This window comes from Pirellulales bacterium, from assembly GCA_035939775.1.
Lineage (GTDB): Bacteria > Planctomycetota > Planctomycetia > Pirellulales > DATAWG01 > DASZFO01.
Map to the genome: position 1 here is coordinate 1 of DASZFO010000141.1, position 24,532 is coordinate 24,532.

Annotated in this window: 22 protein-coding genes and 1 pseudogene; 12 read left to right on the forward strand and 11 right to left on the reverse strand. The window is 60.7% G+C overall.

Going from position 1 to position 24,532, the window contains the following annotated elements; all coding sequences use genetic code 11:
• Window positions 1–1,151 (forward strand): ATP-binding cassette domain-containing protein (locus tag VGY55_09245; GenBank protein ID HEV2970163.1); only part of this gene is annotated, 1,151 nt, incomplete at its 5' end.
• Between the two features lie 135 nt (window positions 1,152–1,286).
• Here the strand turns inward: VGY55_09245 and VGY55_09250 are convergent.
• The gene (locus VGY55_09250; GenBank protein ID HEV2970164.1) at window positions 1,287–2,573 is read right to left on the reverse strand and encodes a hypothetical protein; all 1,287 of its coding nucleotides are present in this window, start codon (window positions 2,571–2,573) and stop codon (window positions 1,287–1,289) included.
• Window positions 2,574–2,811: 238 nt separating this feature from the next.
• On the opposite strand from VGY55_09250, the gene VGY55_09255 reads away from it, so the two are divergent.
• On the forward strand, window positions 2,812–4,323 hold the full coding sequence (locus VGY55_09255) for an arylsulfatase (GenBank protein ID HEV2970165.1): 1,512 nt from the start codon (window positions 2,812–2,814) through the stop codon (window positions 4,321–4,323).
• Between the two features lie 100 nt (window positions 4,324–4,423).
• Here VGY55_09255 and VGY55_09260 read toward each other — a convergent pair whose 3' ends face one another.
• Both VGY55_09260 and VGY55_09265 read right to left on the reverse strand, forming a co-directional pair.
• The gene (locus VGY55_09260) at window positions 4,424–5,452 is read right to left on the reverse strand and encodes a hypothetical protein (protein HEV2970166.1); all 1,029 of its coding nucleotides are present in this window, start codon (window positions 5,450–5,452) and stop codon (window positions 4,424–4,426) included.
• 91 nt (window positions 5,453–5,543) lie between these two features.
• Complete coding sequence (locus tag VGY55_09265; GenBank protein HEV2970167.1) at window positions 5,544–7,238, reverse strand: NTP transferase domain-containing protein; 1,695 nt, start codon at window positions 7,236–7,238, stop codon at window positions 5,544–5,546.
• A 288-nt stretch (window positions 7,239–7,526) separates the two neighbouring features.
• Here VGY55_09265 and VGY55_09270 point away from each other — a divergent pair, with 288 nt between their 5' ends.
• From VGY55_09270 to VGY55_09285, 4 genes are all read left to right on the forward strand, one after another.
• Entirely contained in the window at window positions 7,527–8,141 is a 615-nt protein-coding gene (locus tag VGY55_09270) for a molybdenum cofactor guanylyltransferase (protein ID HEV2970168.1), read from the forward strand.
• Window positions 8,142–8,304: 163 nt separating this feature from the next.
• Entirely contained in the window at window positions 8,305–8,655 is a 351-nt protein-coding gene (locus VGY55_09275; protein ID HEV2970169.1) for a hypothetical protein, read from the forward strand.
• 406 nt (window positions 8,656–9,061) lie between these two features.
• Window positions 9,062–10,198 carry a DUF1559 domain-containing protein gene (locus VGY55_09280; protein HEV2970170.1) on the forward strand — a complete coding sequence of 379 codons (1,137 nt, stop codon included), beginning with the start codon at window positions 9,062–9,064 and terminating at the stop codon, window positions 10,196–10,198.
• Window positions 10,199–10,247: 49 nt separating this feature from the next.
• The gene (locus tag VGY55_09285) at window positions 10,248–10,661 is read left to right on the forward strand and encodes a hypothetical protein (protein ID HEV2970171.1); all 414 of its coding nucleotides are present in this window, start codon (window positions 10,248–10,250) and stop codon (window positions 10,659–10,661) included.
• Between the two features lie 22 nt (window positions 10,662–10,683).
• On the opposite strand, the gene VGY55_09290 is transcribed toward VGY55_09285, so the two are convergent.
• Entirely contained in the window at window positions 10,684–11,511 is an 828-nt protein-coding gene (locus tag VGY55_09290) for a PEP-CTERM sorting domain-containing protein (protein HEV2970172.1), read from the reverse strand.
• 329 nt (window positions 11,512–11,840) lie between these two features.
• Here VGY55_09290 and VGY55_09295 point away from each other — a divergent pair, with 329 nt between their 5' ends.
• The 3 genes and pseudogenes from VGY55_09295 (at window position 11,841) to VGY55_09305 (ending at window position 14,950) form a co-directional block, all read left to right on the forward strand.
• Entirely contained in the window at window positions 11,841–12,227 is a 387-nt protein-coding gene (locus VGY55_09295; GenBank protein ID HEV2970173.1) for a DUF2946 family protein, read from the forward strand.
• A 263-nt stretch (window positions 12,228–12,490) separates the two neighbouring features.
• Window positions 12,491–12,745 (forward strand): annotated as a pseudogene (locus tag VGY55_09300) (type II secretion system protein).
• Window positions 12,746–13,291: 546 nt separating this feature from the next.
• A complete protein-coding gene (locus VGY55_09305) occupies window positions 13,292–14,950 on the forward strand; it encodes a PEP-CTERM sorting domain-containing protein (protein HEV2970174.1) in 1,659 nt (552 codons plus the stop codon).
• Window positions 14,951–14,967: 17 nt separating this feature from the next.
• Here the strand turns inward: VGY55_09305 and VGY55_09310 are convergent, their stop codons facing one another.
• The 3 genes from VGY55_09310 to VGY55_09320 form a co-directional block, all read right to left on the reverse strand.
• Window positions 14,968–16,611, reverse strand: coding sequence for a hypothetical protein (locus VGY55_09310; protein ID HEV2970175.1), 1,644 nt, complete (start codon window positions 16,609–16,611; stop codon window positions 14,968–14,970).
• Entirely contained in the window at window positions 16,608–16,760 is a 153-nt protein-coding gene (locus VGY55_09315; protein ID HEV2970176.1) for a hypothetical protein, read from the reverse strand. The genes VGY55_09310 and VGY55_09315 overlap by 4 nt, the downstream gene beginning before the upstream one ends.
• A 249-nt stretch (window positions 16,761–17,009) precedes the next feature.
• A complete protein-coding gene (locus VGY55_09320; GenBank protein ID HEV2970177.1) occupies window positions 17,010–17,525 on the reverse strand; it encodes a hypothetical protein in 516 nt (171 codons plus the stop codon).
• Between VGY55_09320 and VGY55_09325 the strand changes: the two genes are divergently transcribed.
• Together VGY55_09325 and VGY55_09330 are read left to right on the forward strand one after the other, a co-directional pair.
• Window positions 17,512–18,492, forward strand: coding sequence for a sugar phosphate isomerase/epimerase family protein (locus tag VGY55_09325; protein ID HEV2970178.1), 981 nt, complete (start codon window positions 17,512–17,514; stop codon window positions 18,490–18,492). The two genes, VGY55_09320 and VGY55_09325, sit on opposite strands and share 14 nt — an antisense overlap.
• Window position 18,493: 1 nt before the next feature.
• The gene (locus tag VGY55_09330) at window positions 18,494–19,846 is read left to right on the forward strand and encodes a mandelate racemase/muconate lactonizing enzyme family protein (GenBank protein HEV2970179.1); all 1,353 of its coding nucleotides are present in this window, start codon (window positions 18,494–18,496) and stop codon (window positions 19,844–19,846) included.
• Window positions 19,847–19,928: 82 nt separating this feature from the next.
• Here VGY55_09330 and rtcA read toward each other — a convergent pair whose 3' ends face one another.
• From rtcA to VGY55_09350, 4 genes are all read right to left on the reverse strand, one after another.
• Window positions 19,929–20,951, reverse strand: a complete 1,023-nt coding sequence (rtcA, locus tag VGY55_09335) for an RNA 3'-terminal phosphate cyclase (GenBank protein ID HEV2970180.1) — start codon at window positions 20,949–20,951, stop codon at window positions 19,929–19,931.
• A gap of 14 nt (window positions 20,952–20,965) precedes the next feature.
• On the reverse strand, window positions 20,966–21,718 hold the full coding sequence (locus VGY55_09340) for a nucleotidyltransferase domain-containing protein (protein HEV2970181.1): 753 nt from the start codon (window positions 21,716–21,718) through the stop codon (window positions 20,966–20,968).
• Window positions 21,715–22,665, reverse strand: a complete 951-nt coding sequence (locus VGY55_09345; GenBank protein ID HEV2970182.1) for a nucleotidyltransferase domain-containing protein — start codon at window positions 22,663–22,665, stop codon at window positions 21,715–21,717. The genes VGY55_09340 and VGY55_09345 overlap by 4 nt, the downstream gene beginning before the upstream one ends.
• 64 nt (window positions 22,666–22,729) lie before the next feature.
• On the reverse strand, window positions 22,730–23,410 hold the full coding sequence (locus VGY55_09350) for an RNA polymerase sigma factor (GenBank protein HEV2970183.1): 681 nt from the start codon (window positions 23,408–23,410) through the stop codon (window positions 22,730–22,732).
• 536 nt (window positions 23,411–23,946) lie between these two features.
• Between VGY55_09350 and VGY55_09355 the strand changes: the two genes are divergently transcribed.
• A partial coding sequence (locus VGY55_09355; protein ID HEV2970184.1) for a hypothetical protein occupies window positions 23,947–24,532 on the forward strand: 586 nt, incomplete at its 3' end.

A 24,532-nucleotide genomic window follows, 5' to 3' on the forward strand; every position in this document is an offset into this window, starting at 1 on the left:
TGTCATTCGTCGAAGACAATCGCGCCACGAAGACTACGTTCTGGAGTCACACGGGTGACATCCGCGTCCGCACGCTGCGGATCCGCGGTTTGCAGCACTACTACGGCGCGGGCGACTTGCGCAAGCAAGTGCTGTTCGACAATAGTCTCGACGTCTTCGCCGGCGAAATCGTGATCATGACCGGACCTTCCGGCTCCGGCAAAACGACCCTGCTCACGTTGCTCGGCGCATTGCGCACCGTGCAGGAAGGGAGCGTCGGCGTCCTGGGCCACGAATTGCTCGGCGCCACTCCCGCCGAACTCATCTCGACGCGCCACAATCTGGGCTTCATCTTTCAAGCGCACAATCTTTTCGGCTCATTGACGGCGATGCAAAACGTCGCAATGGGCTTGGAACTGTTTCCTTTCACACGCGCCGAGATGAAGGAGCGAGCCGCGACGCTCCTCACGCGGCTGGGGCTGGGGCAGCGATTGAATTACAAGCCGCACTCGCTCTCCGGCGGACAGAAGCAGCGAGTGGCGATCGCCCGCGGGCTGGCCCATCGGCCGAAGATCGTGTTGGCCGACGAGCCGACCGCGGCGCTCGACGAAAAATCGGGGCGCGAGGTCGTGACGCTGTTCAAGGAATTAGCCCGCGAAGAGCAAGTGACGATCGTGATGGTCACTCACGACAATCGAATTCTCGACGTCGCCGACCGGGTCGTGAACATGGTCGATGGCCGGATCAAATCGGATGTGGTGGTGAGCGAGGCGGCGCTGATCTGCGAATTCATCAAGAAGGTGCCGCCGTTCCAGTCTCTTTCGCCGGCCACCCTGGCCGCGATCGCCGACAAGATGTGGGCCGAGCAGCATTCGGGAGGAGAAGTCATCGTCCGCAAGGGAGAGCCGGCAGATAAGTTCTACCTGATCCGCCACGGCGAGGTCACGGTGCAAAGCGACGATGGTTCGGGACAGCAAATGGTCGTCTCGCTGAAGGAAGGCGAATGCTTCGGCAAGAGGGCTTTGCTCGCCGCCGATCCCTCGCCGGCGACCGTTCGCACCACCAAGAGCAGCTTGCTTTACACGCTAGGGCGGGATGATTTGAAAGCCGGGCTGGATTCGAGTCCCTCGTTTCGCGAAGAGCTGCAAAAGGCGCTCTTCGATCGGCAGTAGAAGTGGACGGTCAATGGAGCAATGATACGTTGGGTGCCATGCCCACGGCTCGGCGTGGGCATGGACTGTGTTGGCGCATGGCCACTCAGAGCAGTGGCCATGGCATCCGTCAAATCAGATTCGAAGCGCCGCTAGCTACGGGCAGCAATTCATTTGGCGCAAAACGCGGCTGGCGGCATCGTAGCCGCATTCGACGGCGAGCAGTCCCTCTGCCTCCTTGAGCTTGACCACTGCCAGCTTCCATTCGATCGCGTCGTGCAGCAAATCCTGCTCGATCGCCAGCACGTCGAGTCGCGCCTTGCGCACTCCGAGCGGCGCGCCAGCAGTAAGTTGCTGCTGCTGTTCGCTGGCTTGCAAATGCGCCTGGGCCACGGCGAGCCGTTGGCGCGCGATTGCGATCTGACCGATTCGCGCCTCGAGAATCGCAATCGCTTGGAGCGTTTCGTCTCGGGCCGCGCGCTCGCGGTCGGCGAGCAATTCGGCCATTTGCGCGGAGCGCGCCGCCCGCTCGTCGTCCGCGGCGCGGTGGTGCACGAGCAGCGCCAGGCAACCCATTGGCGGCGGCGCTGCGCCCAAGCCGCCTCCCGAAAGCTGCAGGATCGCTCGGGCAGCCGCATCGCTGTCGTCGCTGTTGGAACCGGCAACGAGGCGAACTGCTGCGAGATCGGCACGATTCGCTAGCGCCACATTGACCGACTGTTGCCGATCCGGCACATCCGCCGTGACGGCCAGCGACGCCTGCGGCCAAATCCGCGCATCCCCGACCGTATCGACGCCGAGCAAATTCTTAAGTTGAAAGTTCAGCGTGCTTACGGTGGCCCCTAGTTCCGTCTGTCGGTGCCACAAATCGAGCCGCTGGCCTTCCGCCTCCGGTTTCGAGACGGGCGAGACGATCCCGCGCTCCTGCAGCCGGCCAACGTCGGCCAGCACCAGGTTCATTTCGCGCCCGCGCTGCTCGAGGTTGTCGGCGCCCGCCTCCGCTTCAAGCAGTCTCAAGAAGGCTTCCAGTGCATCGCCCGCGGCGACGTTTCGCTTGTAGACGGATTCGAGCCGCAGCACTTCGCTGGTCATTTCCGAGCCCCCCTTGTGCCCGCAAAGTCCTTGCGATTGGGCGGCCGCGGCATCAGCCTCGTGGACGAGCAAATTGGCGATCGGCGCGTTCTTCGCTGCGAGACATTGGGCTTCGCGCTCTTCGAGGGCGCAGAACCTTGTGTCTCCGTCGAAGCGTGGTGGAACGTCTTGCGGTGCGATCGACGAAACGGATGGGCGAATCGGAAGTCGTTCGGCCGGTCGGCACTCCAGCACCTGCGGCGCGGCGCCAGCGCAGCCCGTCTCGGCGCAGCGGTCGCGACTCGCGCATCCCGCATTCAGCGCGAGCGCAAGCGCGACGACGATCTGGAATGGCCGTGTTCCGGCGGGCATGGATGGGATTTCGGCGGGAGGGATTTGCGGGCGGTGAGACGTATACAGCTATTTATCGCCCTGCCGAAAACTCCCGCTGCAACGGTTATGCGCCTCTTGCCCGTTTTCCCGGCGAGCGCACGCCACCCGTCGCGGATTACAATCCGCACAATCCGCAAGCCTTACGCACTTTCACGGGCGCGGACTGCTATACTGACCCGCGGCGACGATATCGACGTCCAATGATGGAGCGCACACGATGCCAAGCGGTAATGACACTGGATTGACGGAATCATGGCTTGCGGCAGTCGCGCAGATCGTCGGTCTCTTGAATGGACTCGGCACCGTGAGCGCGATGTCTGCCGCGTTCCCGTCGTTGCTCCTCGCCGCAGTCGCGATAAGCTCACGGGCAAGCGGAGCCGAATCGCCAAATCCAGCCTCCAGCAACCGGCCGAATATCGTGTTCATCTTGTCAGACGACCTCGGCTACGGTGAACTCGGCTGCTACGGCCAGAAGCTGATCCAGACTCCACGCATCGACCGGATGGCGGCCGAGGGAGTTCGGTTTACCGATTGCTACGCCGGCTGCACCGTTTGCGCTCCCTCGCGCTGCACTTTGATGACCGGACTGCACACCGGCCACTGCCGAATTCGCGGCAATGCCGCCGTGCCGCTCTTGCCCGACGACGTGACCGTCGCCAAGGTGCTCCATGCGGCCGGCTACGCCACGGGCATCATTGGCAAGTGGGGCTTGGGTGGGCCGGATTCATCGGGAATTCCCAATCAGCAGGGCTTCGATTATTGGCTCGGCTACCTCGATCAGGTCCACGCCCACAACTACTACCCGGATTATTTGTGGCGGAACGAGCAGAAGGTCCCGCTGCCCAACGTCGTGATCAAGGGCGTGGCCACGAAGCGAGTCGTGTATTCGCACGATCTGTTTGCCGCCGAGGCGCTCGAGTTCGTCGAGCGCCATAAGAGCGAGCCGTTTTTCCTCTACCTGGCCTTTACGATTCCTCACGCCAACAACGAGGCCTTCAAAGCCGGACAGGATGGCATGGAAGTGCCCGACGACAAGCCCTATTCCGATCGCGATTGGCCGCGAGTGGAAAAGAACAAGGCGGCGATGATCACGCGGATGGATGCCGACGTCGGCCGTTTGCTCGACAAGCTCAAAGCGCTGGGACTCGACGAGCGCACGATCGTTTTCTTCACCAGCGACAACGGACCGCATAAAGAGGGAGGCGTCGATCCGGCGTTCTTTCGCGCCGGCGGTCCGCTGCGCGGCACGAAGCGCGACCTTTATGACGGGGGCATCCGCGAGCCGATGATCGTTCGCTGGCCAGGCCGCATCGCACCGGGTCAAACGAGCGATTTCGTCTGGGCCTTCTGGGATTTCTTGCCGACCGCGGCGGAACTGGCCGGCGTCAAGAGGCCCTCGGGTCTCGACGGGATTTCGGTCGATCCAGTTTTACTCGCGCCGCCTGGCAAAGCCGCGAACGTCCCCCCGCATGAATTTCTTTACTGGGAATTTCACGAAGGAGGCTTTCTACAGGCGGCCCGAATGGGCCGTTGGAAGGCCGTGCGAACAAAGCTGGACCGTCCGCTCGAGTTATACGACTTGCCCGCCGATCCGGGCGAAGCAACCAATCTGGCCGAAAAGCATCCCGAAATCGTGGCCCGAATCGAGGCCTATCTCAAGACCGCTCGAACCGATTCGCCGCAGTGGCCGGTCCAGATTGTTCCCAAGAAGAGCGGCGCGCCGAACTAGATCGGGGGCTTGCCCGTAGCGGAATTCGCCAGAATTCCGAAGTCCAGAGGAATCTGAATTCTGGCGAATTCAGCTACTCGCCGGGAATCATTGCCGCGGCCTACGCAACGTCAAGTTGTGATGGCTCGGCCTCGCAGGCCAATACGAATTCCTTCAACGCAGGTAAGTATTCTTCCGGCAACGGGCTCGTGATGACCAACCGCTTTCCGAACGGGTTGAAGTCGACGAATTCGTGGTATTGGATTGTGCCGCCGATCACGAGAACATCGCAGCCGCAGTTGAGCGCGAACTGGACAAAGCCAGAGTCCGAGGAAACGCAAAATCGCGAATGGTTCAGGTAATAGACCTGTTCGAGAATGTCGTTCGGGCGGATGAAACTGTCCGCCATCGGAATCTCCAACGTCTCTCCCCGTAAACCGTGAACGACAATCGGCAGGGAAGTCAGTTCCGCGAGCCGCCGAAGAATCGCTTCCCATTGACCTGCGTCAAGGTTTTTGCTCGCGAAGCCATGCCGCCCGCGCGGAAAGATGCTGATGTATTGGCGCCGCGAGTCGATTCCTGATGGAGCTTCAATGCTGAATTGACGGGTGCCATGGCCACTGCCCTGAGTGGCCATGCCTCGTTGCACCTCATGTCCACGCCGAGCCGTGGGCGCGGCACCCGACGTGTCGAAACAGCATTGCAGCTCCGCCAGGGTCGTCAAAGGCGAGTTCAGATAGAAGAAGCGCGCCAGGTGAACTCTGCCGCGGTTTGGGAGATCGTCGAATAATGTCTGCAACTCGTGGTTGAATCCTTGCCGGAAGAGCGCCCAATGGAACCGCCTGCAATTGTAGCGGTGACAAACCCGGCGTCGCTCGTCGAATGACCAATCGGGCGAAACACACTCGACATGATCTGGAAATCGGCTGCGGAGCAGTTCGGCATAGCTCGGGTACGTGCAGATCTTTAGTCGCAGTTCGGGGCGCCGCAGAAACAGCCCCTGCAATCCGCCCAGCACTTCCAAATTGAAATAGCCAAACTCGCCGAAATAGTAGTACTTGGTTTCCCGCCAATAGAAGCGGTTCAACAATCGCGACGACACTGCGCGAACTCGCTTCAGCAACCGACGACGGCTAAATCTCAGTTTCATCGGCCTGCCTCTCAGCGCGGCTAACCAAAGTAGCAGGCACACTCCGTGTGCCGTGGCAGTTACGGCACGCCTACTGCATTAACGAAGATCGTCACGCTGCCGCTCGGAGAGCCGCCCCGTGCGACTGCAATTGGCTCGTCCGGGCGGCCAATGCTTCGCTTAGGAGCACCGTTCCGTTCAGGTACGCGTACATGCTGCTCAAAACGTCGTTAGCTACATAGTCCGCCACCGACAACCAGATGATGGCGTGTACGATGTCGATTTCGATCATGCTTCGGCCAAGATAGTGAGTGCTCCTCGATTCGCGCTCGAAAAAGCGCCGTCGCCGGGCAAGCACATTCGGCGGCAGGAGTGGGGGAACGACGAATCCGCCATCTTCCGCGAGGGCAAACCGGTTGCGACCTGTGCTGAACGTGTCGTAGCCACCGCAAAACCCGTAGTAGAGCTTGGCGAAATCATAAAGCGCGTCGCCGAACAGCGGCGTGCCGCCGAAGCTGCCGCGCGGATCGATCAGATACAGGCGGTCATTTCGGTCGATCAACGCGTTGGAGAGTTGCAGGTCGCCATGAATGAAGTGGAACCGCTCTGGAAAGACCGCCCGCACGGCGTCCGCGTTACGTTCGAGCAAGTCGCGCGGGTTTGGGTATTCGCGGCCGTTCACCGTGAAGCAGTTGCGATTGAAATCCTCGAAGAGGAAATCTACGCGATCCAGTCGTTCGAGCGTCTTGACCAGATATTGCCTCTGGCAGGCGTCAGCGTTCGCGGGAAGGCTTGGCCGGCTGGTGTGAATCGTGCGAGCCAGCGCCGACAGACGTTTGACGATTTGACGTTCCGCCGCGGGCGACGGATCGCGTTCCAATCGCATCCAGCAGGGTTCGGCATCCAATCGCTCCAAGACCAGCGGCTTCGTCGAATGGACTCGCGGCAAAAAGGAAAACTCCGCGGCTCGATACCAGTCGGCCTCGTTTTCGTGCATCTGGACGTCGGAGAAGTCTTTGATGACGACCGACTCTTGCAACTGAATCGTCGCTCTGGATCCAAATGCGCGAGTGGACAGATCGCGGGCCGCCAATCGGTCTTCGTGACGATATCTGGTATGATCGCCGATGTCCGTAAAGTCCTCCACGGTGACGCCCCGGAAGCTGTCGCCACGAAAGGCCGCGAGGACTTCAGTCTCGCCGATCGATTCGACTTGAAAGTTCGAGCGAAAGGCATGTTCCAGGTCGTTCAACAGAAAAATGCCGAGAACCCCGTTGCTGTGCGGAGTCCGCTCCGTGCCAGCGGCGCAGCCGCTCTGTAGGGAACGGGGCGCCCTCTGGGCCCCGTGGCGTTCCGCAAACGGCCGGCCCTCGCGGCAGCGGAACTGCCGGTCGCAAAACACCCACCGGCAATGGTCCGCGATGTCGGAAGTCACGACGATGTTCTTTGCGTCGTCATGCGCCACTTCAGGCGTTTTATGAAGCCACACATCCGACCAATTCAAAATCACCCGCGGCGACCGTGCCGCCTCAAGCCCCAAGCGGACGGCATCGAAAGTCCCGCTGGGGCGCGGCTGCATAACGAACCGGATCGGCAGGCCTCCGTCGTAATAAGTGGATATGTACTTTCGCAGAATTCGTTCGTTGCGCGGGTTGTGGACCAAAACGACTTCATCGACAATTCCTTGCCAGCTCTGAATAATCCGAAAGAGCAGCGGCCGCTGTCTAATTGGGAGCAAACATTTCGGGAAGTAAAAGCTCGCCATTCGGCTGCCGCGTCCGCCGCAGGGAATGATTAGCGTGCGCATTGGAGACCCTTGCCGGTTCTCGGGATCGGGGGCCGAATTGTAGCCATTCCCTGGGCCGATGCGAACAGCATTATTCGGCTCGACGCCGGTGATGGGGGTAGGATTGAGAATGCTGAAATTGTTTAGCGGTTTGAAGCAGAGAATCACGGATGTCGCGGATTTCACGGATAAAAGCGCGCGACTTATTGACCCAATTCTGTTCAGAAAATCCGTGTCATCCATGTAATCCGTAGTTTGCCCTTCTCCCCACCGGGTTTGCGAGCCATTCCGAGACGGCCAGGTGAATGCATGAGATGCAGCGCGATCGTGCTTTGCGGCGGTCGGAGCCGGCGGATGGGAGAGCCGAAGGCGTGGCTACCATTCGGCGGTGAGCGATTGTTGCAACGGATCGTTCGAGTGGTAGCGACCGCCGCCGAGCCGATCGTCGTCGTCGCGGCGCCGGATCAACCACTGCCGGAACTTCCCGCCGCAATCGCAGTGGCGCGCGATCCGATCGCCGGCCGCGGGCCGCTGCAAGGCCTGGCAACAGGGCTGGCGGCGCTCCCCGACTCGGTCGAATTGGTGTTTGCCACGGGCACGGACTCTCCGCTTCTCAATCCGGCTTGGATCGCGCGGCTGGTCGATCTCATCGGCGAACATGATCTGGCGATCCCATTCGTCGCCGGCTTTCACCATCCGCTCTCCGCAGTCTATCGCCGAGCCGCGACCATTCGCGCCGTCAATCGGCTGCTCGCGGCCGATCGCTTGCGCGCCACTGATCTCGTGGAAGAACTCCGCGCGCGGATCGTCACGGCCGACGAGCTTCGCGACATTGATCCAGATCTGGCGACCTTGCGGAACATCAATACGCCGGAGGAGTACCAAGCGGCGCTTGCCGCCGCCGGATTCGACCGAACGACATGATCTCTAGCTGGCAAGGCAGCGTCAAAGAATGGGCGCGCGAGTTGCAGCACCTTTGTATGATTGCATTTCGACGAGGAGGCTGGCGGCGCGCGATACCGAAATCTATATTGACGGGCGCGGTTGCGTCCCGAATGGTTTCGACTCTGGATTAAGGAGAATTATCATGGCCGCCAGTACGGTTCACGAAGGTCACGTTCATCAACATGGCGCGGGCTGCGGGCATACGGCGATCGAGCACGAAGGGCACGTCGACTACCTGCACGACGGACATCTCCATCATCCGCATGGCAACCACGTGGACGAGCACGTGATCGCCGTGTCAACGACGAATCCAGACGTCTGCACGCCGAAGCACAAATGCGGTGGGCACGACGCGACGCACGTCCACGGCCCAAACTGCGGCCATCCGGCGATCCCGCACGGCGACCACGTCGATTATCTAGTCGACGGTCACCTGCACCACCCGCACGGCGATCATTGCGACGATCATGGACCGGTGAAGATCAAGTCGTGACATGGATCGGCCGGTTTTGAGCCGTCCGCGCGGCCCAAATCAGTGTACACGTGAAGCGTAATCCGAATTTCTTTCGGGCATTGCCGCTGTGCGCCAGTTCCAAGAGCGAACGGGCGTCTTAGACCGCTTTCAGCGCCCTCTGTCAGCGCGGCCGGCATGATTCCGTCCTACCTGGCTTGGGCGGTACTTGCATTTGGCCCGAAAACTTGCGCAAAAGGCTCGCGCTCGCGCTTGACAAAGTTGGGCGATTCTGATTTATTGTTTTGATATATCAAAACTATAGATTTGAAATAACAAGAATAGTGATTTGAAGGAGTTTCTGCGGGGCGGGGTCGGAACTCGAGAAGAGTCATGCCGACGGGCGCGGCTGCGGCGATCGAATTCATATCCATTTCAGGGGGAAGTCATGGCAGCGTTGAAAGACGGGCGTCGAGAGCGTCCGGTCGCAAGTCTGATGAGCCGCCTGGGCTCGCGAAAACTCGCGGTCCGCGCTCGCCGTGATCTCCGACCGCGAATTGCGTTCACGCTCGTTGAGTTGCTTGTGGTGATCGCCATCATCGGCGTCCTCGTCAGCATCCTGCTGCCGGCCATTCAAGCGGCGCGCGAAGCCGCGCGCCGCACCGGCTGTGCCAACAACCTGAAGCAGATCGGACTCGCAATCAACAACTTTCGCGCGATGCGGCGCGCTTTTCCGCAAGCCTATCTGCAGTTGAGCATACCCGACCCCACGGCGCCGAAAGGCACGGAGTCCTTCGGGCCATCGGCGATCACGCAGATCCTCCCATACCTTGAAGAAATCAGCGTGTACAAACGAATCGACGTGACCAGGGGATCGCTCAGCACCGTCAATATGCCGCCGACAAATCCGGCCTATTCGACCCGCATCAGCCCGATGCTGTGCCCGAGTTCGCCCGGGAATCCCACGGCCGATTACTCGGCTGAACTCGCCAATAGCTTCAACAACTTCGGGATCACCGTCACGCCGGCAGCGGGCCTGATTTTTGGGCGAACCGACTACGCGCCCGACGCGGGAATGTCGGCGGACATCCCCGGCATCGCCATCAACGCCGGAGCCTCGATTATCTGCGAGCCACCGGATGGTCCAGTCCGGGACATCCCGGACGGATCGTCAAAGACGATCCTGTTCAACGAAGACGCAGGCCGCCCGGCGTGGTACGGAAGCGGCGGCATTGCCACGATTTCCGGGTACCGGCCGGCGATGGGCAACTACACCAGCGACGGCCCGGCCCCGCAAGGCGGCGGCGCTTGGGCCGATCCGTTGAACTACATCGCCACGAACGGCGCCGACCCCAGCGGGAATGGGATCGCCGCCGGCGGCGGTTTCATGGGGATTCCCGCGGCGCCGTGGACATGCTCGGAGGGCTGTAGCAACGACAGCGAGGTTTTTTCCTTTCACCCCGACGGCAGCAACATGTGTTTTGGCGACGGATCGGTCAAATTCGTCAGCGGCGGCCTCACGATGGCCCAAATGTCGGCCCTATTGAGCCGCGCCGGTCACGAAGCGATCTCGTTCGACTATTAAAATGAAACGCCAAGGAGGCGGCGCAGTGAATATGGCACGTTTTTGTCTGTTGGCGATCGTGTCGCTAGCTTCCACTTCGTGCAGCAACAGCAACCGAATCTACCCCGTCTCCGGCAAAGTCATGTACGCGGGCCACCCAGCCAGCGACGCCACAGTGTTTTTCTATCGGCGTGGCGGCGATGCGATGAACGACCCGCTGATCATGGGAATCGTCCAGCCGGACGGATCGTTTGAACTAGCGTGTGGTTCAATCGGCAAGGGCGCCCCTGCGGGCGACTATGACGTTGTGATCGAATGGAAAGCGCGTTCCAGACACAACGGCGACCAAAGCAACGGGCGCGACAAGCTCAATGGCCGTTTTTCCGACACGAAGCATCCCTTGTTGCACGCCAAAGTCGAAGCGGAAGCAAATAACCTTCCACCGTTTGATCTGAGGGAAACCAATCCGGTTTCAAACAGATGAGCTTTTGGGGCAATGGCGCGAGTTAAGACCCGCGGGAGCATCGACACCTTCTCCGCCGCGCCCTCCACACCGCTAGTCCCACGCCAACGCTGCCGATGCAAACGAGGGCCAGCGACGATGGCTCGGGCACGAAAGTGGCTTGTGCAAAATTGACGGCGGCGGCGAGTTGGGGGCCGTCGCCGAGGCCGTTATCCCAGAGCACGAAGATCGGTTTGGCGGCGGCGATGCCGGGCATGTCCGTGGATGGGTCCAAGACCATCATGTAAATGCCGTTGGCCGGATTGTTGCCTCCGGACCCTTGAATGAATGAACTCAGATGGATGTGCAGGTCGCCGGTGCTATCCAACGTGCCGATGTCAAAGCCGGGGATGAAGGCGTTGCCGCTGCCGGCCGTGGCGTCGGCCAGTCCGCCGGCCAAATCCAATCGCAGCGTTTCCCCGTTCGGCACCATGCCAAAATGCGGACTTCCCGTCCCGTTCCAATAGGTCAGGTTGGCGGGCAGGCCATACGGGGCGCCCGATAAGATGTCGAAGTGAAGATGTTTTCCCGGCGTGAATCCTGTTGACGGGAATCCGGGCTCGGGCTCGGCGCGCCAGCCCGGGTCCGAGTCGAAGTAGGGTTGCGTGGGATCGTCTTGGCCGAACACGAAATCGAACACCCGCAGATTAGGAGTGAAGGCGTTGTTCGTGTCATCGATGCCGCCGGTGACGACTTGCCCGTTCTGAACGCGCGGCGCGACATCGGGGTGCGGGTTTTGCGCATCAGCCGGCCGGCTGCCAAGTGCGATTCCGCCGAGGAAGGTTGCACACAACACGATTGACGATTTCGACCGAGTTCTCAAGATGCTCATCATCGGCGAACTTCCTTTCATGGGCGAGCGATTGTGCTCGCGAGTGGTCTAAGAGCAGTGTTTTTCGTGGGATCTGCTGCCGAAGTCCCGTGTCGTCTCCGACGCAAACGCAACTGACTTGCGATTAGAATAACGATGCATGTTGTGGTCGTCAAGGCTTTATGCAATTAACTTGCAATTAAATCTGGGTTGCGATAGGATGAGTGCCGAAGGCGATTCTCCGAGTTGAGTTCCCCGGCGCAAAAACGAGAATCGAGCGGATTGACGCCGCAGGCCGACCCTTTTACATTTGCAAACGTATTGCATTACATGTCAGGATGCCTCCATCGATGAACCGCCGGCTTGCCACTCTCGTGCTCTTGGCTTCCTACGGCAGCGTTGCGCTGTTCGGGCCGGAACTCCACGAGTTGATGGGCTGCCATTATCACCATCATGTGGCCAGCGAGTGGTGGCCTTCGGCGCATGGTTCAACGGCCGAGGCTTCGGTTGAAGATCGGCACGATGAGGCTGGCCACGACCACAGCACTTGTCCGCTTTGCAAGCTCCTGTCGATGGCCCAAAGCGCCGGGGTCGCCTTCTATCCCGACTGGATCACGGCCATCACGCTGAACCACGTCGCGCATTTTTGCAGTGCGCCCTCGGCCCCGCCTCTCTCTTCGTGTCGCATTCGAGCGCCACCAGCGTCTAGTGGGATTGCGCTCTCCCCGTGGTCTTGAATCGGGGCGTTAAGAACCCCTCACAAAACCGCCTGGGAGAATGGGACAGTCCCCAGTTTTGCTGCGCGGACTCCGCAAAATGGGGACAGTCCCCGGCCGTTTTGTGAGGGGTTCCAAAGCGTTCGTGTGGCGCTAGGTCGCCGCCGTCCGCGGTCTGCCGTATGTGCGGGCGACCGTTTCGGACGAGCGCGCGGCGCCGCCATCGTGAGCCTGATTCCACAAGTTCTCTCGCGATTCAGACGTTTTCTCTGAAGAGGTGCATTATGCCGGATCGTCGCGCATTCACTCTCGTCGAGTTATTGGTCGTGATCGCCATTATCGGCGTCTTGATCGCGCTGCTACTGCCCGCGGTCCAGGCTGCGCGGGAAGCGGCCCGGCGTGCGAACTGCGCCAGCAACATGCGGCAGATTGGGCTGGCGATGAATCAGTTTTGCGACGTTCACGGGGGCGAGTTTCCCGAGACGTCGCACACGAACCTAAGTCGATCGTGGATTTTCACGCTCGCCCCGTTCCTCGAGAGTTGCGACCAGATTCGGATTTGCCCTACCGATCCGAAAGCCGTCGAACGGCGCGTCGGCCTGATGAGCAGCTACGTCATGAATGGATATCTCGCAACCCCAGGGATACCGGGGGCAATCCGCAACTTCAGAAGACTGAACGCCAAGTCCAAGACCATCGAGGCCTTCGAAATCGCCGACGCGGCTCCGGTTGATCCCAGCGCCGATCACGTGCATTCCTACGACTGGTTCACGAACAGCGAACTGAAGTCGGGGCGCACGTGGGCCGACATTAACTACGACATCACCACCACCCGGCACGGCGACGCGGCGAATTATCTATATGCCGACGGCCACGTGGAACTGATTCCGGCCCAGACCATCCATGACTGGATCGGAATCCCATTTAACTTTCCCAAGCCCCAGTGAATTGGAGGCGCTCACAAAACGTGGCACTGCTTGACGGCTGCCGCGATCCGGTTGGAAATCCCTGCCAGGACATGGCAGCCGTCAAGCAGCGGCACCCGGCGACGATCTTCTCGGACAAGAGTTACGTTAGGGCTTATTATGAATCGCGTTACTCCATTCTTCGCGTTCGTGGTCTTTTGCGCGATCGGCGGCGCCGTGCGGGCCGTGCACCTTGACGTGTGGGTCCATAAGGACATTGTCAACCGCGTGGACAGCGGCTATTTCGACGTGAATGCCGGTGTGCCGATCACCCCTATGGACCGAGCCCTCGGCTGGGGTTTTCAAGAATTCGACCAAGATCCGTACTATGCGAACAATCCTGGCTACTTCGCCGAATCCAACACAAATCCGGGCGGCAGCCAATTGCCGGGCGGAAGTCTGGTGGGGTTCAACCTCCTCTCCGATTTGCAATACTGGGATGGAAACGGGCCGGTCTCGTTCGGCCCGGTGCCGGCCGGAGAGACGCTATCGATCAATTACGGCTCCAACACGGTGGTCGTCGGAACGGGCACGGGCGCACAGCCCGGCTTCACGTTGGCGCAGGTCGCATCGGGAACCGCCGAAGGGTTTCTCCACATCCACGTGAACGCGAACATCGGCGCCCCGAATGGCGTTCCCACCGACGGAATCTACATCTTCCGGGAGCAGTTGACGAGCAACGCTCAGGGAGTGATCAACTCGCTCCCTTTTTGGATCGTGTTCAACAATAACATCAGCGAAGACCAGCGCGGCGAGGCGATCAACTTTCTCTATCCGAACCAGTGGTGCGGGCCGCTGGGAGGGAGTTACAACACTGACGCGAATTGGTCGGGTACCATTCCTCTTCCTGGTCAAATCGTCCCCGTGCCGCAGTCCCCCAATGGCCAGGACACCGTGGCCAACCTCCTGGACAATCTTTACGCGGACAGCACCATCACGATCGATAGTCCGACAACCGTCGGCATCATCAATTTCAGCAGCGTACCGCGCTACACGCTCGGTGGCTCGGCCAGCTTGACACTGCAGAGCGGCAGCACGGCGCAAATCAATCTCAAACTCGGCAATCACACGATTGCGGCGCCGCTGATCATCGCCAGCAACACGGTCGTTGCCGCCGGAACGAACAGCTTGAACCTTCAAGGCGCGCAAACGTGGAACGACAACACCACGCTCACTCTGCAAAGCGGCACACTCAATTACTCGATCGCCAACGGACCAACGACGGTCGGCGCGAATGTGCAATTGGCCATTGCCACGGGGGCCGGCGTTAACGTGAACGGCACCGTCAATCCCTTTGCGGATGCCGGGCATCGCGTCAGCATCGCCAACGATAGCGCGACCGGGCTGAACATCAATGCCGCCGGGATCCGAGTCGGAAGAATCACCGGCGGCGGGGCGACTGCGGTTGCCGCCGGAAGTCAACTGACAGCCGACTCGATCATCCAGGGCGCCTTGATGATCGGCGGCACAGCTTCAAATCCGGGCCTGGTGACGATCGACGCCTCGGATTCCCTCGGCAATCCGCTCGCCGACGGCGGCTTGGTGCTCGCCGGCTCGCTGCTGTCGGGAACTTCGTTCGCCAGCGAGATCAACTCCACGGAACTCGGCGTAATCGGAACGTCGTCCGATTCTCCAACGGTGTTACCGGGCGCAGGTCTCAGCGGACTGGACTCCGCGAGCAATGTGCCTTCGGTTCCAGAGCCTTCGTCGTGGCTGCTGGCGGTTTTCGGCGTTGCATCCTGCGGATGGCTTGCTCGGCGGAGGACGCGATCGGACTAAGGCCGTTCATCATTCACTCATTCGCCATCAGCCGCCGGCGGCGGGGCGGATTGCGTGGCGGCCAGCTTGAGGGCGATCGGGTTAGCCATCGCGCCGTCGCCGCGGACCACGACCAGCTCCGCTTTCGCTTCGCCGGCCAGCGGCAGGCTGGGGAGCTTGATCTGCACGCCGAGGTCATACCAGCCCTCGATCTCCGCTTGCAGCTCCAGGCTGCCGACTCGCACCAGCACCTGACCGGCCTCCGGGCCCAAGCCCTCGCCAGCCAGATTGACCGTCTGGCCCATTGTGGCCTGCTTGGCGTCAGCGGCGAATATGGCCGGGTCGACCATCAGAATCTTATCGCGCTCGAGCGCCATCCCGTTATTCTCCTTCGTCTGCTCTTCGATCTCGTTGCGGGTATCGACCATGACGCCGAGCTTCGGAAACTTGGCGACCGTGTGCCCGTCGTCGTCCTTGATCGTGGCGTTCGCATCGGCCGGCAGCCGAATGTCAATCGCCAGCGTTTGTCCCGCGTCGATTCCCGGCACGCGCTTGCCGGCCCGCGGCGTCTCGTCGCTCTGCTCGGTCGCGGCGCCAACGATGGCCGCCACGTTGAACGGATGATCAACCGATTGCTTGCCATTGTTGCGAATCAATGCGCGATACCGCGGACCGATGTTCTTCTCTGCATTGCCGTTATCCACGAAGCGGATTGCCACGAGTTCGAGGTCGACATCCACTTCGGCCGGCTCTTGCGGCCGATCGTCGTCCACCCAGCTATCCGGGTTGCCGTCGCGATCGACGACCACGGTCGCATCCACTTCGCAATCGTCGCACTGCACCGGCTCGCAGAAATCGGGCCGCGGATCGAACCACACCGGGCAACCGAAGCACCAATCGACCCAGCCGCACCACCGCGGGCACCAGCAATGGCAGGGGCACCACTTCGGGCCGCAATAAAACTGGCCTTTGCAATGATCGCAGTAATGCGAATCGATCGGCCCGCACATCCGCTTCTGCCAGCCGCCGTTCTTCTGGAGCTTGTCGGAAAGATTCAACCGGCGGGCGATATCTCCCTTGCTCACCAGCTTGAGCTGGTCGGCCATGCCGAGCTTGCGAGCCGCCGCGCCGCTGGCGAGCGAATCGAGCTTGCCCGCCTTCACCGCGTCGGCCAACTTGCCGTTGATCGATTTTGTTCCCTTCGAGATCAGGTTCTTGGAAGCGAGGCCGCCGTTGATGACTGGCTTGGAAAAGTCTTTGCTGGCGTCGAGGTTCTTGCCGAGGTTGAGATTCTTGCGGCTGTCGAGCAACTTGGCGCTGTCGAGTTTGTTGCCCAGGCCCAGCGGTTTGGAATCGCCCACGACTTTCGACGAGTCGATGAATTTGCTCGAATCAATCTTCCGCGTGAGGCCGGCCGAGTTGGCGTTGTCGAGCCTGCTGAATGTCTTCGTCGAGTTGAAAACCGGAGAGTCGTTCTTGGGAACATTCGAGACGACCGGTTTGGTGAGATTCGAGACGACCGGTGCCGGGCGATAGATCGGCTGAGCTTGCTGAATCTGACCGGCCGAATTCGATCCGAACCCGCCGGAACTTGCATTGCGGGCGAAGCCGGCGCCGCTGCCGCCACCGCCACCTCCTCCGCCGAAAGTGTGGGCTTGCACCGACGCGGCAGCCAGCGTCATGATCGCCAGGGCCGAATCCCACGCCGGGCAATGGCCGGAATGAGCGACTTCTTAGCGGCCGTCCCGGCGCTGGACTTTCGCTCCTGCTTGATTTGCTTGGATTGCTGAATTCGGGCGAGAGCCAGCGAAGTGAAGCTTAAGGCGAACATGACACATCTCCCTATGTCGTAAAGGCTTCTAATTTCTCAACGGGCTCGGCAATCCGGCCCCCACTTAGGCTAAGCGTGAAGCTAGGGGGAATGTTACACAGCGAAGAACGGTGATATATTGCGGCGGTCGTCGAGGCATTGCATCGGCCCACCGCTCAGCCTCGATGACGGCGCCTATCGACTATTACCCCACCGGGCGCCGCATTTCACCCACGATCAAAGGCGAGGACGACGATGACGCGATTTGGATCACTGATGTTGTTCGTAGGATTCTGTCTGGTTGCGGCTGGTTGCGCAAAGCCAGAGGACAAGGCCAGCCAAGAGATGAACAAGGCCGCACAAGACATGAAGAATGCGGCTCAAGATATGAGCAATGCCGCACAAAGCCTCAACAGGGCGGCTGCGGATACCGGCGAAAAGGCGCTCGGCGACGCGGGCAGGGCACTCAACGGCGCCGCGGCCGACGCGAACAAAGCGGGCGAAGATGCCGCCAAGCAAGCCGGCGATGCCGCGAAGGCCGCTGGCGATGCGACCGCGAAGGCGCTCGGCGACGCGGCGAAAACTACCGAAGATGCCTCCAAGTCGCTCGGTGATGCGGCGAAGAACGCCGGCAAATAGCACTGCCCATTTATAGTGAGTGATTGGGTAGAACGCATCGTGCGCCAACGCCAGTGTCATCGGGCGAAGGAGGACCTGCGGTGTTTCGCTCAGGCCATCCAGCGTATCCCTCACGCCTTTGTTGGTGAAATCAATGACGAACGACACGCGGTTGAATCGACGGCGGTTCCTGATGGCGGCGGGCGGAACGGCCGCAGCGATCGGCGCAAGCGGGATTCTCGATGGCCAACGTAGTTTCGCGTCTTCAGCCGCGCAACTCCCGTTGCCTCCCGTCGCCATCTTTAGCAAGCTCTATCAGGAATTGAAGCTCGATTTCGAGCAATCCGGCGCGGTCACGGCGGAGGCCGGATTGGATGGAATCGACTGCGCCGTTCGGGCGGGCGGCGAAATCTTGCCGGAGCAGGCGGTCGAGATGATGCCGAAGTACGCCGAGGCTCTCGAAAAGCACGGCGTGAAAATGCTGCTCCTCACCACCGGGATCGTGGGAGTCGATTCACCGAGTGCCCGAGATGTTTTGGTCACCGGCAATAAACTCGGGATTCGTTACTATCGGCTTGGCTTTTGGCCGAATCGGCCGGATTCGCCCGCGGAGAAGCAAACTGCGGAGACCAAGGCCAGACTTAAGGAACTCGCGGCGATGAATCGGGAACTCGGCGTTTGTGGCCTGTTTGAAAACCATTCGGCGACAGGAACGAAAGTCGGAGCGAAATCCGACCTGCGCAAGGCCGGCGGATACGTCGGCGGCGATTTGAACGAGCTGTACGATCTCGTGCATGACTTCAATCCGGACCAAATCGCCATTGCCTTCGATCTCGGCCACGCGATCGTCGAGCACGGCGACGACTGGCACAAGCATTTTGAGCGGCTCAAGGACCACATTCGCATCGTCTATATCAAGGACGTCAAGCAGTCGGCACGATTCGTTCCGCTCGGCGAGGGAGAATTCGGCCGCACCGATTTCTTCACGTTGCTCAAGGGGATGAACTACCGCGAGCCGCTCTGCATTCACATTGAATATCCCTGGGCGCCGGCTGGAAAGAAGACCCGCGCGGCAATGGTCGAGACCCTGAAGAACAGCCGACGGGTGGTGGGCGATTGGTGGCAGCGGGCGTAATATGCCGAAGCCAACCGACATTCGCCTCTGCGAACTTACGGCGAGCACGCAATACTTGACGTACCGCGCGCCGGCCAAGTTCGGCGGCCGAACCGTCACCGACGTCGTGCTCCTCGATGTCGTCGCGGAAGTGGAAACCCGAGACGGCTGCCGTGGGCGTGGCACGGGATCCATGCCGATGGGGAACGTCTGGGCCTGGCCGAGCCGAACCGTCTCGGCCGATCAGACGCTCGCCGCGATGATTGCGCTCGCGCAAGAGTTGGCTCGCCTTGCTAATGACTATCGCGGAGTCGGCCATCCGCTGGAGATCACGCACGAGTTGGCGCAGTCGCTCCAAGCAACCGCCGATGCGATCACGCGCACCGCCGCCCTCGCCGAGGCGATGCCGCGATTGGCGCAGCTCGTCGCCGCCAGTCCATTGGAAGCGGCTATCCACGACGCTTTCGGCAAGGCACTCGGCCACAATTCGTATAACCTGCTCGGTTCCGACTATGTCTCAACGGATCTCGCGACCTATTTGACCGACGAATTCGTCGGCGAGTTTCTCGATCGCTACACGCTCCGAAAGCCCAAGCCGCGGATGCCGCTCTACCACTTGATCGGGGCGCTCGATCCGTTGACCGACGCCGACGTGGCGACTCGGATCAACGACGGACTACCTGAAACGCTCCCCGAATGGATCGCCGCGGACGGCCTGACCCATTTGAAGATCAAGCTGGCGGGCGACGATCTGGTTTGGGACGTCGACCGCGTGCTTTCCGTGGAACGGGTCGCGACGGACGCGCAAGCCGCCCGCGGATGCACGCAGTGGTTTTGTTCGGCCGATTTCAACGAGCGCTGCGCGAATGTCGAGTATCTGCTCGATTTCCTCGCTCGAATCAAAGAGCGGTCACCCGAAGCTCTCGATCGGCTCCAATACATCGAGCAGCCGACCGCGCGCGACCTGCGGGCCAATCCCGAAAACCGTATGCACCGCGCCGCGCGGATCAAGCCGGTCGTGATCGACGAATCGCTGGTCGATCTAGAAAGCCTGCTGGCCGCCCGCGAATTGGGCTACTCGGGCGTCGCTCTCAAAGCGTGCAAGGGGCACAGCGGCGCGCTCTTGATGGGCGCCGCCGCGCAGAAATACGGCATGTTTCTCTGCGTCCAAGATTTAACGTGCCCCGGCGCGTCGTTCCTGCACTCGGCGAGCCTGGCAGCCCGCGTGCCCATCGTGGCGGCCATCGAAGGCAACGCCCGGCAGTATTGCCCGGCCGGCAACCGCGGCTGGTCCGACCGGTTCCCGACGATGTTCCATATCACCGACGGCACCATCGGCACTGCGGCACTCGACGGACCGGGACTAGGTTTCTGAATTTGGTATTTACGACCTCGTCGCGAACTCCCTCTCCCTCTGGGAGAGGGCCGGGGTGAGGGGAATTCCGCTGATCGCAATCTCAGTCTCGCGTCACATCCACCTGCCACACACCGGGCCGAACCTCACGCGCCACAATTCGCACATCAAGGAACTTCTGGATGATTTCCATATTGGTGAGCGAGTGCGGCGAGAGCGGCATCGTAACGAACGATCCGCCACCGGCGAGCGCCAGCGGGAGCAGCAATTGATCGGCCATGTAGGGACCAACTGGCACATCAGCCGCCAGAAAATCGCGCACTTGGCCCGCGACCCGCGCCGCGACCATTTCTGCGCGGACGCCGCGCTGGCCGAATCCGGTGAATAACTCGGTGCCCGAATCGCTCGCGATCGTCAGCAGCAATACGTTTCCCGGTCCATGGCCGGTCGGCAGATGGCGAACGTGCAGCGAGTCAGCCGGCCAGTTCAATTCCTTGGCGACGACGGCCAATTCCCGGTCGCCGATCTCTGACGGCAGCCCGGCGACGATCGCCGTGGCCATACACTGGCGCGTGGCACCGCGTTCGGTTAACTCAAGTGGCTTCAGTTTCGGTACCGGTTCGATCCGCGCGGAAATCCGCCCGCCGCCGGCGGGATAGAAGCCGTAGCGATCGAGGGCGAGCGACACCGTCGGGCCCATCCGATTCACAAGCGGCACGAACGCTTGTTCAAGAAAATCGAATGGAGGGGCATGAGGATTATGTGTGCCGCCTTCAAAACTGATCGTAGACGGCCCGTCCGGCGTGAGTAGCGCCGGCAGAATCGTTTGCAGGACGAGCGTCGTGCTGCCGGCCGATCCGATGGCGAACGAATAATCCCCCGGCTGCACGCACCCCGGTGTGAACCACAATTCGCGCGAGCCAAGATGCGCGCCGCCAAGTTCTGCGCCGCTAATCTTGGCGGCGGCCAATACGGCCGTCAAATGCTGCCGCAACAGCCCCGGTTTAGGCCGCCCGGCACGAACCTTTTCGACATGCACCGATTTGCCCGTAACCATCGACAGCGCGAGCGCCGACCGCAAGATCTGTCCACCCCCCTCGCCGGTTGAGCCACTAATGGAAAGCATCGTGCATCGCGATTTCAGCTCGACGACCGCAACTTCACTAGGAAGTCGCTCAACGCCGGTCCCGCCGACGGCGTATCGGGAAGAGCGCTCTTGCCCATTTCGAATTCCAAGATGGCGATGTGTCGTAAGTATTCCGCTCTGTGGAATTCAAAGTCAGCATCCAGCAGACTTGATTGCTCGGGTCCGGCCAGCTTTCGCGCGACGAGTTCGTCGATATATGGCAACTTGGCCTCGTCATTGAGCCGCAAGAGATTTGCTTCGATACAGCCGGATCGCATCAAATGAATTCCGGTCAACAGAACGCGATAAACATATAACAACGGCTTAACCCGTCGTGGATTCTCTTTCTCAAAAAGCTTCCATTGCGTGGCAGCGAATCCGAGGCAGTGGTGGGCGTGGTGCCGTGTGATGCAGCCGGGGGCGAGCACCTTGAGTTCCTGATGCTCGGACGTCGTGCGAACGACTAACGGTGAGAGCAGTTGTTCGAGCACGTATCCGTTCTTGCGCAACAGTAGCGCTAAGAACTTCTTCGCGTCGTGCGTGACCAGATCGATTTCCAATCCATCTCGAACTTCAGAAACCTCGATCGTCTCGCGACCCGGATAGAGTCCGAGCACTACATCCGCCGGCAAGACATGCACGCCGCGCAGATCATAATCGGAATCCGGCGACGGAAAGCCGTAAAGATGCGCTCCGCTGACCGTCACGAACAAGAGCGGATACGGCTGGCGCTCGATTTGCGCGACGAGCCGCTGATCAAAGGTCATGGCGCTGCCTCCGCCAATGCCGAGCGGCGCGCCTTCAACAGGAAAGCATTTGCGCGCTCATAATCAGGACGGTCCGGCAAACGGGTCGCCTCGAATGCCGCATCAAACTCTTTGTGAAGCACGATCCGCCAAGCATCGACGTCTTCCCACGCGGCGTCGCCCCGTTTGATTGCCAGCAGTCGCTCGCGATGCTCTTCGACTCGCACCGGAACGTAGCCCTGTTTGAGCACCGTCACTCCCGATAGCAGCAGACGAATCAAGTGCATTACGTGCTTCCATTTCACACGTCCAGTATTGCGGAGATCGCCGGAGAGCTTCTTGAACTGCGACATCACATATCCGTTGTATGTCTGGTAAACCATTTTTGAAAGAAAGCTGTCCCGAATCGACAGCAATTCCTCGGCAAGCGGTGTCGCCGTCTCGACCATTGGAGTATAGAGACATTCCAAGATGTTCGGGTTCGCCTTCAGCGCCATCGTGAGAAACTTTTGGACCTCCCAATACGCCTCCTGAGCCGCGTCATTTTCCAGTTGCTCGGGCACTCCATACAGCGACCAATGCAGGTCGGCCGGCGGCAGATAAATTCCGCGTCGATCGGTATCGCTGTCCGCATCTTCAAGACCAAAAGCCTTGGAGCCGACGACGCAGCGATAGATAATTCGATCGTATAAGTTGTGATCCGCGAGCATTTCTCCCGCTTGGCTCATCACGCGCTGCTTGTAATGTGCCAGCATCACGATCTCTTGGCGGCGCAATGGCGCCTCGAAGCCATCGGGAAACCGAACTCGGTAGGCGCGCTGATTGTCGGCCGGGGATTGCACAACCACGCCGACTGCTCCGCGCGGATGGACCACCTTGCCCCCCGTGCCGCGCACCTCCACCAAGGCGACCACCTGTGTGCCGACCGAGAAGATCAGATCCGGATTGACGTGAATTCGATGACCCAAGCGCCTGCTCCAATTGATTGGTCACGCTATCTTACCTGTCAGGATGAATTGCGGCCACATCGCATCAAGCAGCCGGTGCGCGACGAATTGTCGCAGCGCGACGCTCGGCCGGCTGCTGTGACAGCTTTCCGACTCTTCGGACCGCTTCGTATAGGCGACTCTTGAGCGTCCCCAGCGGGATGCCGATAATCTTGGCGGCGTCGCGATATTTGAGTCCTTGGTAGACGACGAGGAGGACGGGCTGCTTTAGCCAATCGGGAAGCTGATCGACGGCCGAGGCAATCTGTCGGCAGTCCTCCGCCGATTCGAGCAGCTCGTGCGGTTCTCGTTCTTCTTTGCTCAGGCAATCGCGGAGCGAGAGTTCGCTTTCACTCTCGTCGTGGGTCCAGTGCGTTGCTTCGAGGCTCGCCGCTTGATGCCGGCGGTTGCGGCGGAACAAGTCGTTGGCCTGGTTGGCAGCGATGCGATATAGCCACGGCCGGAGTTCGCGGCCCGGCTCGAATTGGCTGCATTTCCGATGCAGTTGCAGAAACGTGGCTTGGAATGCGTCCTCGGCAAGGTGCTGGTCGCCGAGATACTTGCGGAGGTAGTTGTAAATCTCGCGCTCGTAGCGATGGACGAGTTCTTCGAACGCGCTGCGGTCTCCTGTCTCCGCGTACCGCACCAGCAATTCGCCGTCGTCGGCCGCGGAGATCGTGCGGCGGTCGTTTGCGCTCTCGGGCGTCTTGCAAATCGTCGCATTCATTGTGGTCTCATCGCTTTCTAGGAGCGCCCGGTAAATCCGGCGGAGAAGTGGGGCGCTGTCCATTTTGCTACACCGCAAACTGGGTCACTCGCCGCCGGATTTATCAGGCGCTCTAACTGTGTTTCTTGATGATTTCGATCAGGTATCGGAGGCAACACGGCCGTGGCGTCGGCGCGGCAGACGATGTCCTGGCCGGCGCGGCTTGCGGCGAAGGACCTCCGGGCGCCGCCCCTGCAATCGTTGGAGGCAGACTCGCGTTCGGCGGCGCTCCGGAGGTATCCTTCTTTTCCGACATGTTCACACTTCCAACTTGTAGAGGTCTCGCTGATTGCCGCATGACTTCGCGGCCGGCATAATGCACGAGTTGTGCCAAGCGGCGCGCGCCGGTTGAAAGTCGCTGCGCTGCAATGAGATAAATCTCTGACGGCAGTTTCGCGCTGGCGCAAAGCAAGCGGTTTGCCACGTCCCCAAATGCCCCGCCGGGGCAATTTGCCCCGGCGGCGGCTGGCGGCCTGCGCGCCGCGTATGGGAAGATAATGAGACTGGCTCTAAAACTTGTCCTGGCGTTTCTCCTGGCGAACGTCGTGCTGGCTGTGGTCTACGGCTATCTGGCGGTTCAGCACGAGGTTCGCATATTCGAGCGGACGGCGAGCGACGAGGCGAAATCATTGGGCCCGCCGATGGAGCATCTGCTCATCGACGCTTGGCGCAGCTCGGGCGATCTCGGCTTGCGCGACTTCATCCGCCAGGCATCCGCAGGGCGCGAACAACAATTGCGCATTCGCTGGGTCTGGTTCGACGCCGCACCGGACAACCCCGATTCCCCTGCTGGTCCGCCCGATCAACTTACAACGACCGTGATTGAGCAGCATCTGGCGACGGAAGGTTACTCATCCGACGGGAATGCGTTGTTGCTTGTCTATTGGCCCGTTCATTTGACGGTGGAGCGCCGCGGCGGACTGGAATTCTCCGAGCCGGCAACGGAACTCGAATCGAATAAACGGGAGATCATCTTTCAGACGGTGCTCTTGGTCGCCGGAATGGCGATCGTCAGCGGGCTGCTCGCCACGTATCTCGGGGTGCGGATGATCGGCGCGCCGCTGCGCGAACTGACCGAGAAAA

Coding starts and splice junctions, on each gene's coding strand:
- VGY55_09250 (HEV2970164.1), bottom strand. CDS start 2,573: ATGCCCGCCGGAACACGGCCATTCCAGATCGTCGTCGCGCTTGCGCTC.
- VGY55_09255 (HEV2970165.1), top strand. CDS start 2,812: ATGCCAAGCGGTAATGACACTGGATTGACGGAATCATGGCTTGCGGCA.
- VGY55_09260 (HEV2970166.1), bottom strand. CDS start 5,452: ATGAAACTGAGATTTAGCCGTCGTCGGTTGCTGAAGCGAGTTCGCGCA.
- VGY55_09265 (HEV2970167.1), bottom strand. CDS start 7,238: ATGCGCACGCTAATCATTCCCTGCGGCGGACGCGGCAGCCGAATGGCG.
- VGY55_09270 (HEV2970168.1), top strand. CDS start 7,527: ATGAGATGCAGCGCGATCGTGCTTTGCGGCGGTCGGAGCCGGCGGATG.
- VGY55_09275 (HEV2970169.1), top strand. CDS start 8,305: ATGGCCGCCAGTACGGTTCACGAAGGTCACGTTCATCAACATGGCGCG.
- VGY55_09280 (HEV2970170.1), top strand. CDS start 9,062: ATGGCAGCGTTGAAAGACGGGCGTCGAGAGCGTCCGGTCGCAAGTCTG.
- VGY55_09290 (HEV2970172.1), bottom strand. CDS start 11,511: ATGAGCATCTTGAGAACTCGGTCGAAATCGTCAATCGTGTTGTGTGCA.
- VGY55_09295 (HEV2970173.1), top strand. CDS start 11,841: ATGAACCGCCGGCTTGCCACTCTCGTGCTCTTGGCTTCCTACGGCAGC.
- VGY55_09305 (HEV2970174.1), top strand. CDS start 13,292: ATGAATCGCGTTACTCCATTCTTCGCGTTCGTGGTCTTTTGCGCGATC.
- VGY55_09310 (HEV2970175.1), bottom strand. CDS start 16,611: ATGACGCTGGCTGCCGCGTCGGTGCAAGCCCACACTTTCGGCGGAGGA.
- VGY55_09315 (HEV2970176.1), bottom strand. CDS start 16,760: ATGTTCGCCTTAAGCTTCACTTCGCTGGCTCTCGCCCGAATTCAGCAA.
- VGY55_09325 (HEV2970178.1), top strand. CDS start 17,512: ATGACGAACGACACGCGGTTGAATCGACGGCGGTTCCTGATGGCGGCG.
- VGY55_09330 (HEV2970179.1), top strand. CDS start 18,494: ATGCCGAAGCCAACCGACATTCGCCTCTGCGAACTTACGGCGAGCACG.
- rtcA (HEV2970180.1), bottom strand. CDS start 20,951: ATGCTTTCCATTAGTGGCTCAACCGGCGAGGGGGGTGGACAGATCTTG.
- VGY55_09340 (HEV2970181.1), bottom strand. CDS start 21,718: ATGACCTTTGATCAGCGGCTCGTCGCGCAAATCGAGCGCCAGCCGTAT.
- VGY55_09350 (HEV2970183.1), bottom strand. CDS start 23,410: ATGAATGCGACGATTTGCAAGACGCCCGAGAGCGCAAACGACCGCCGC.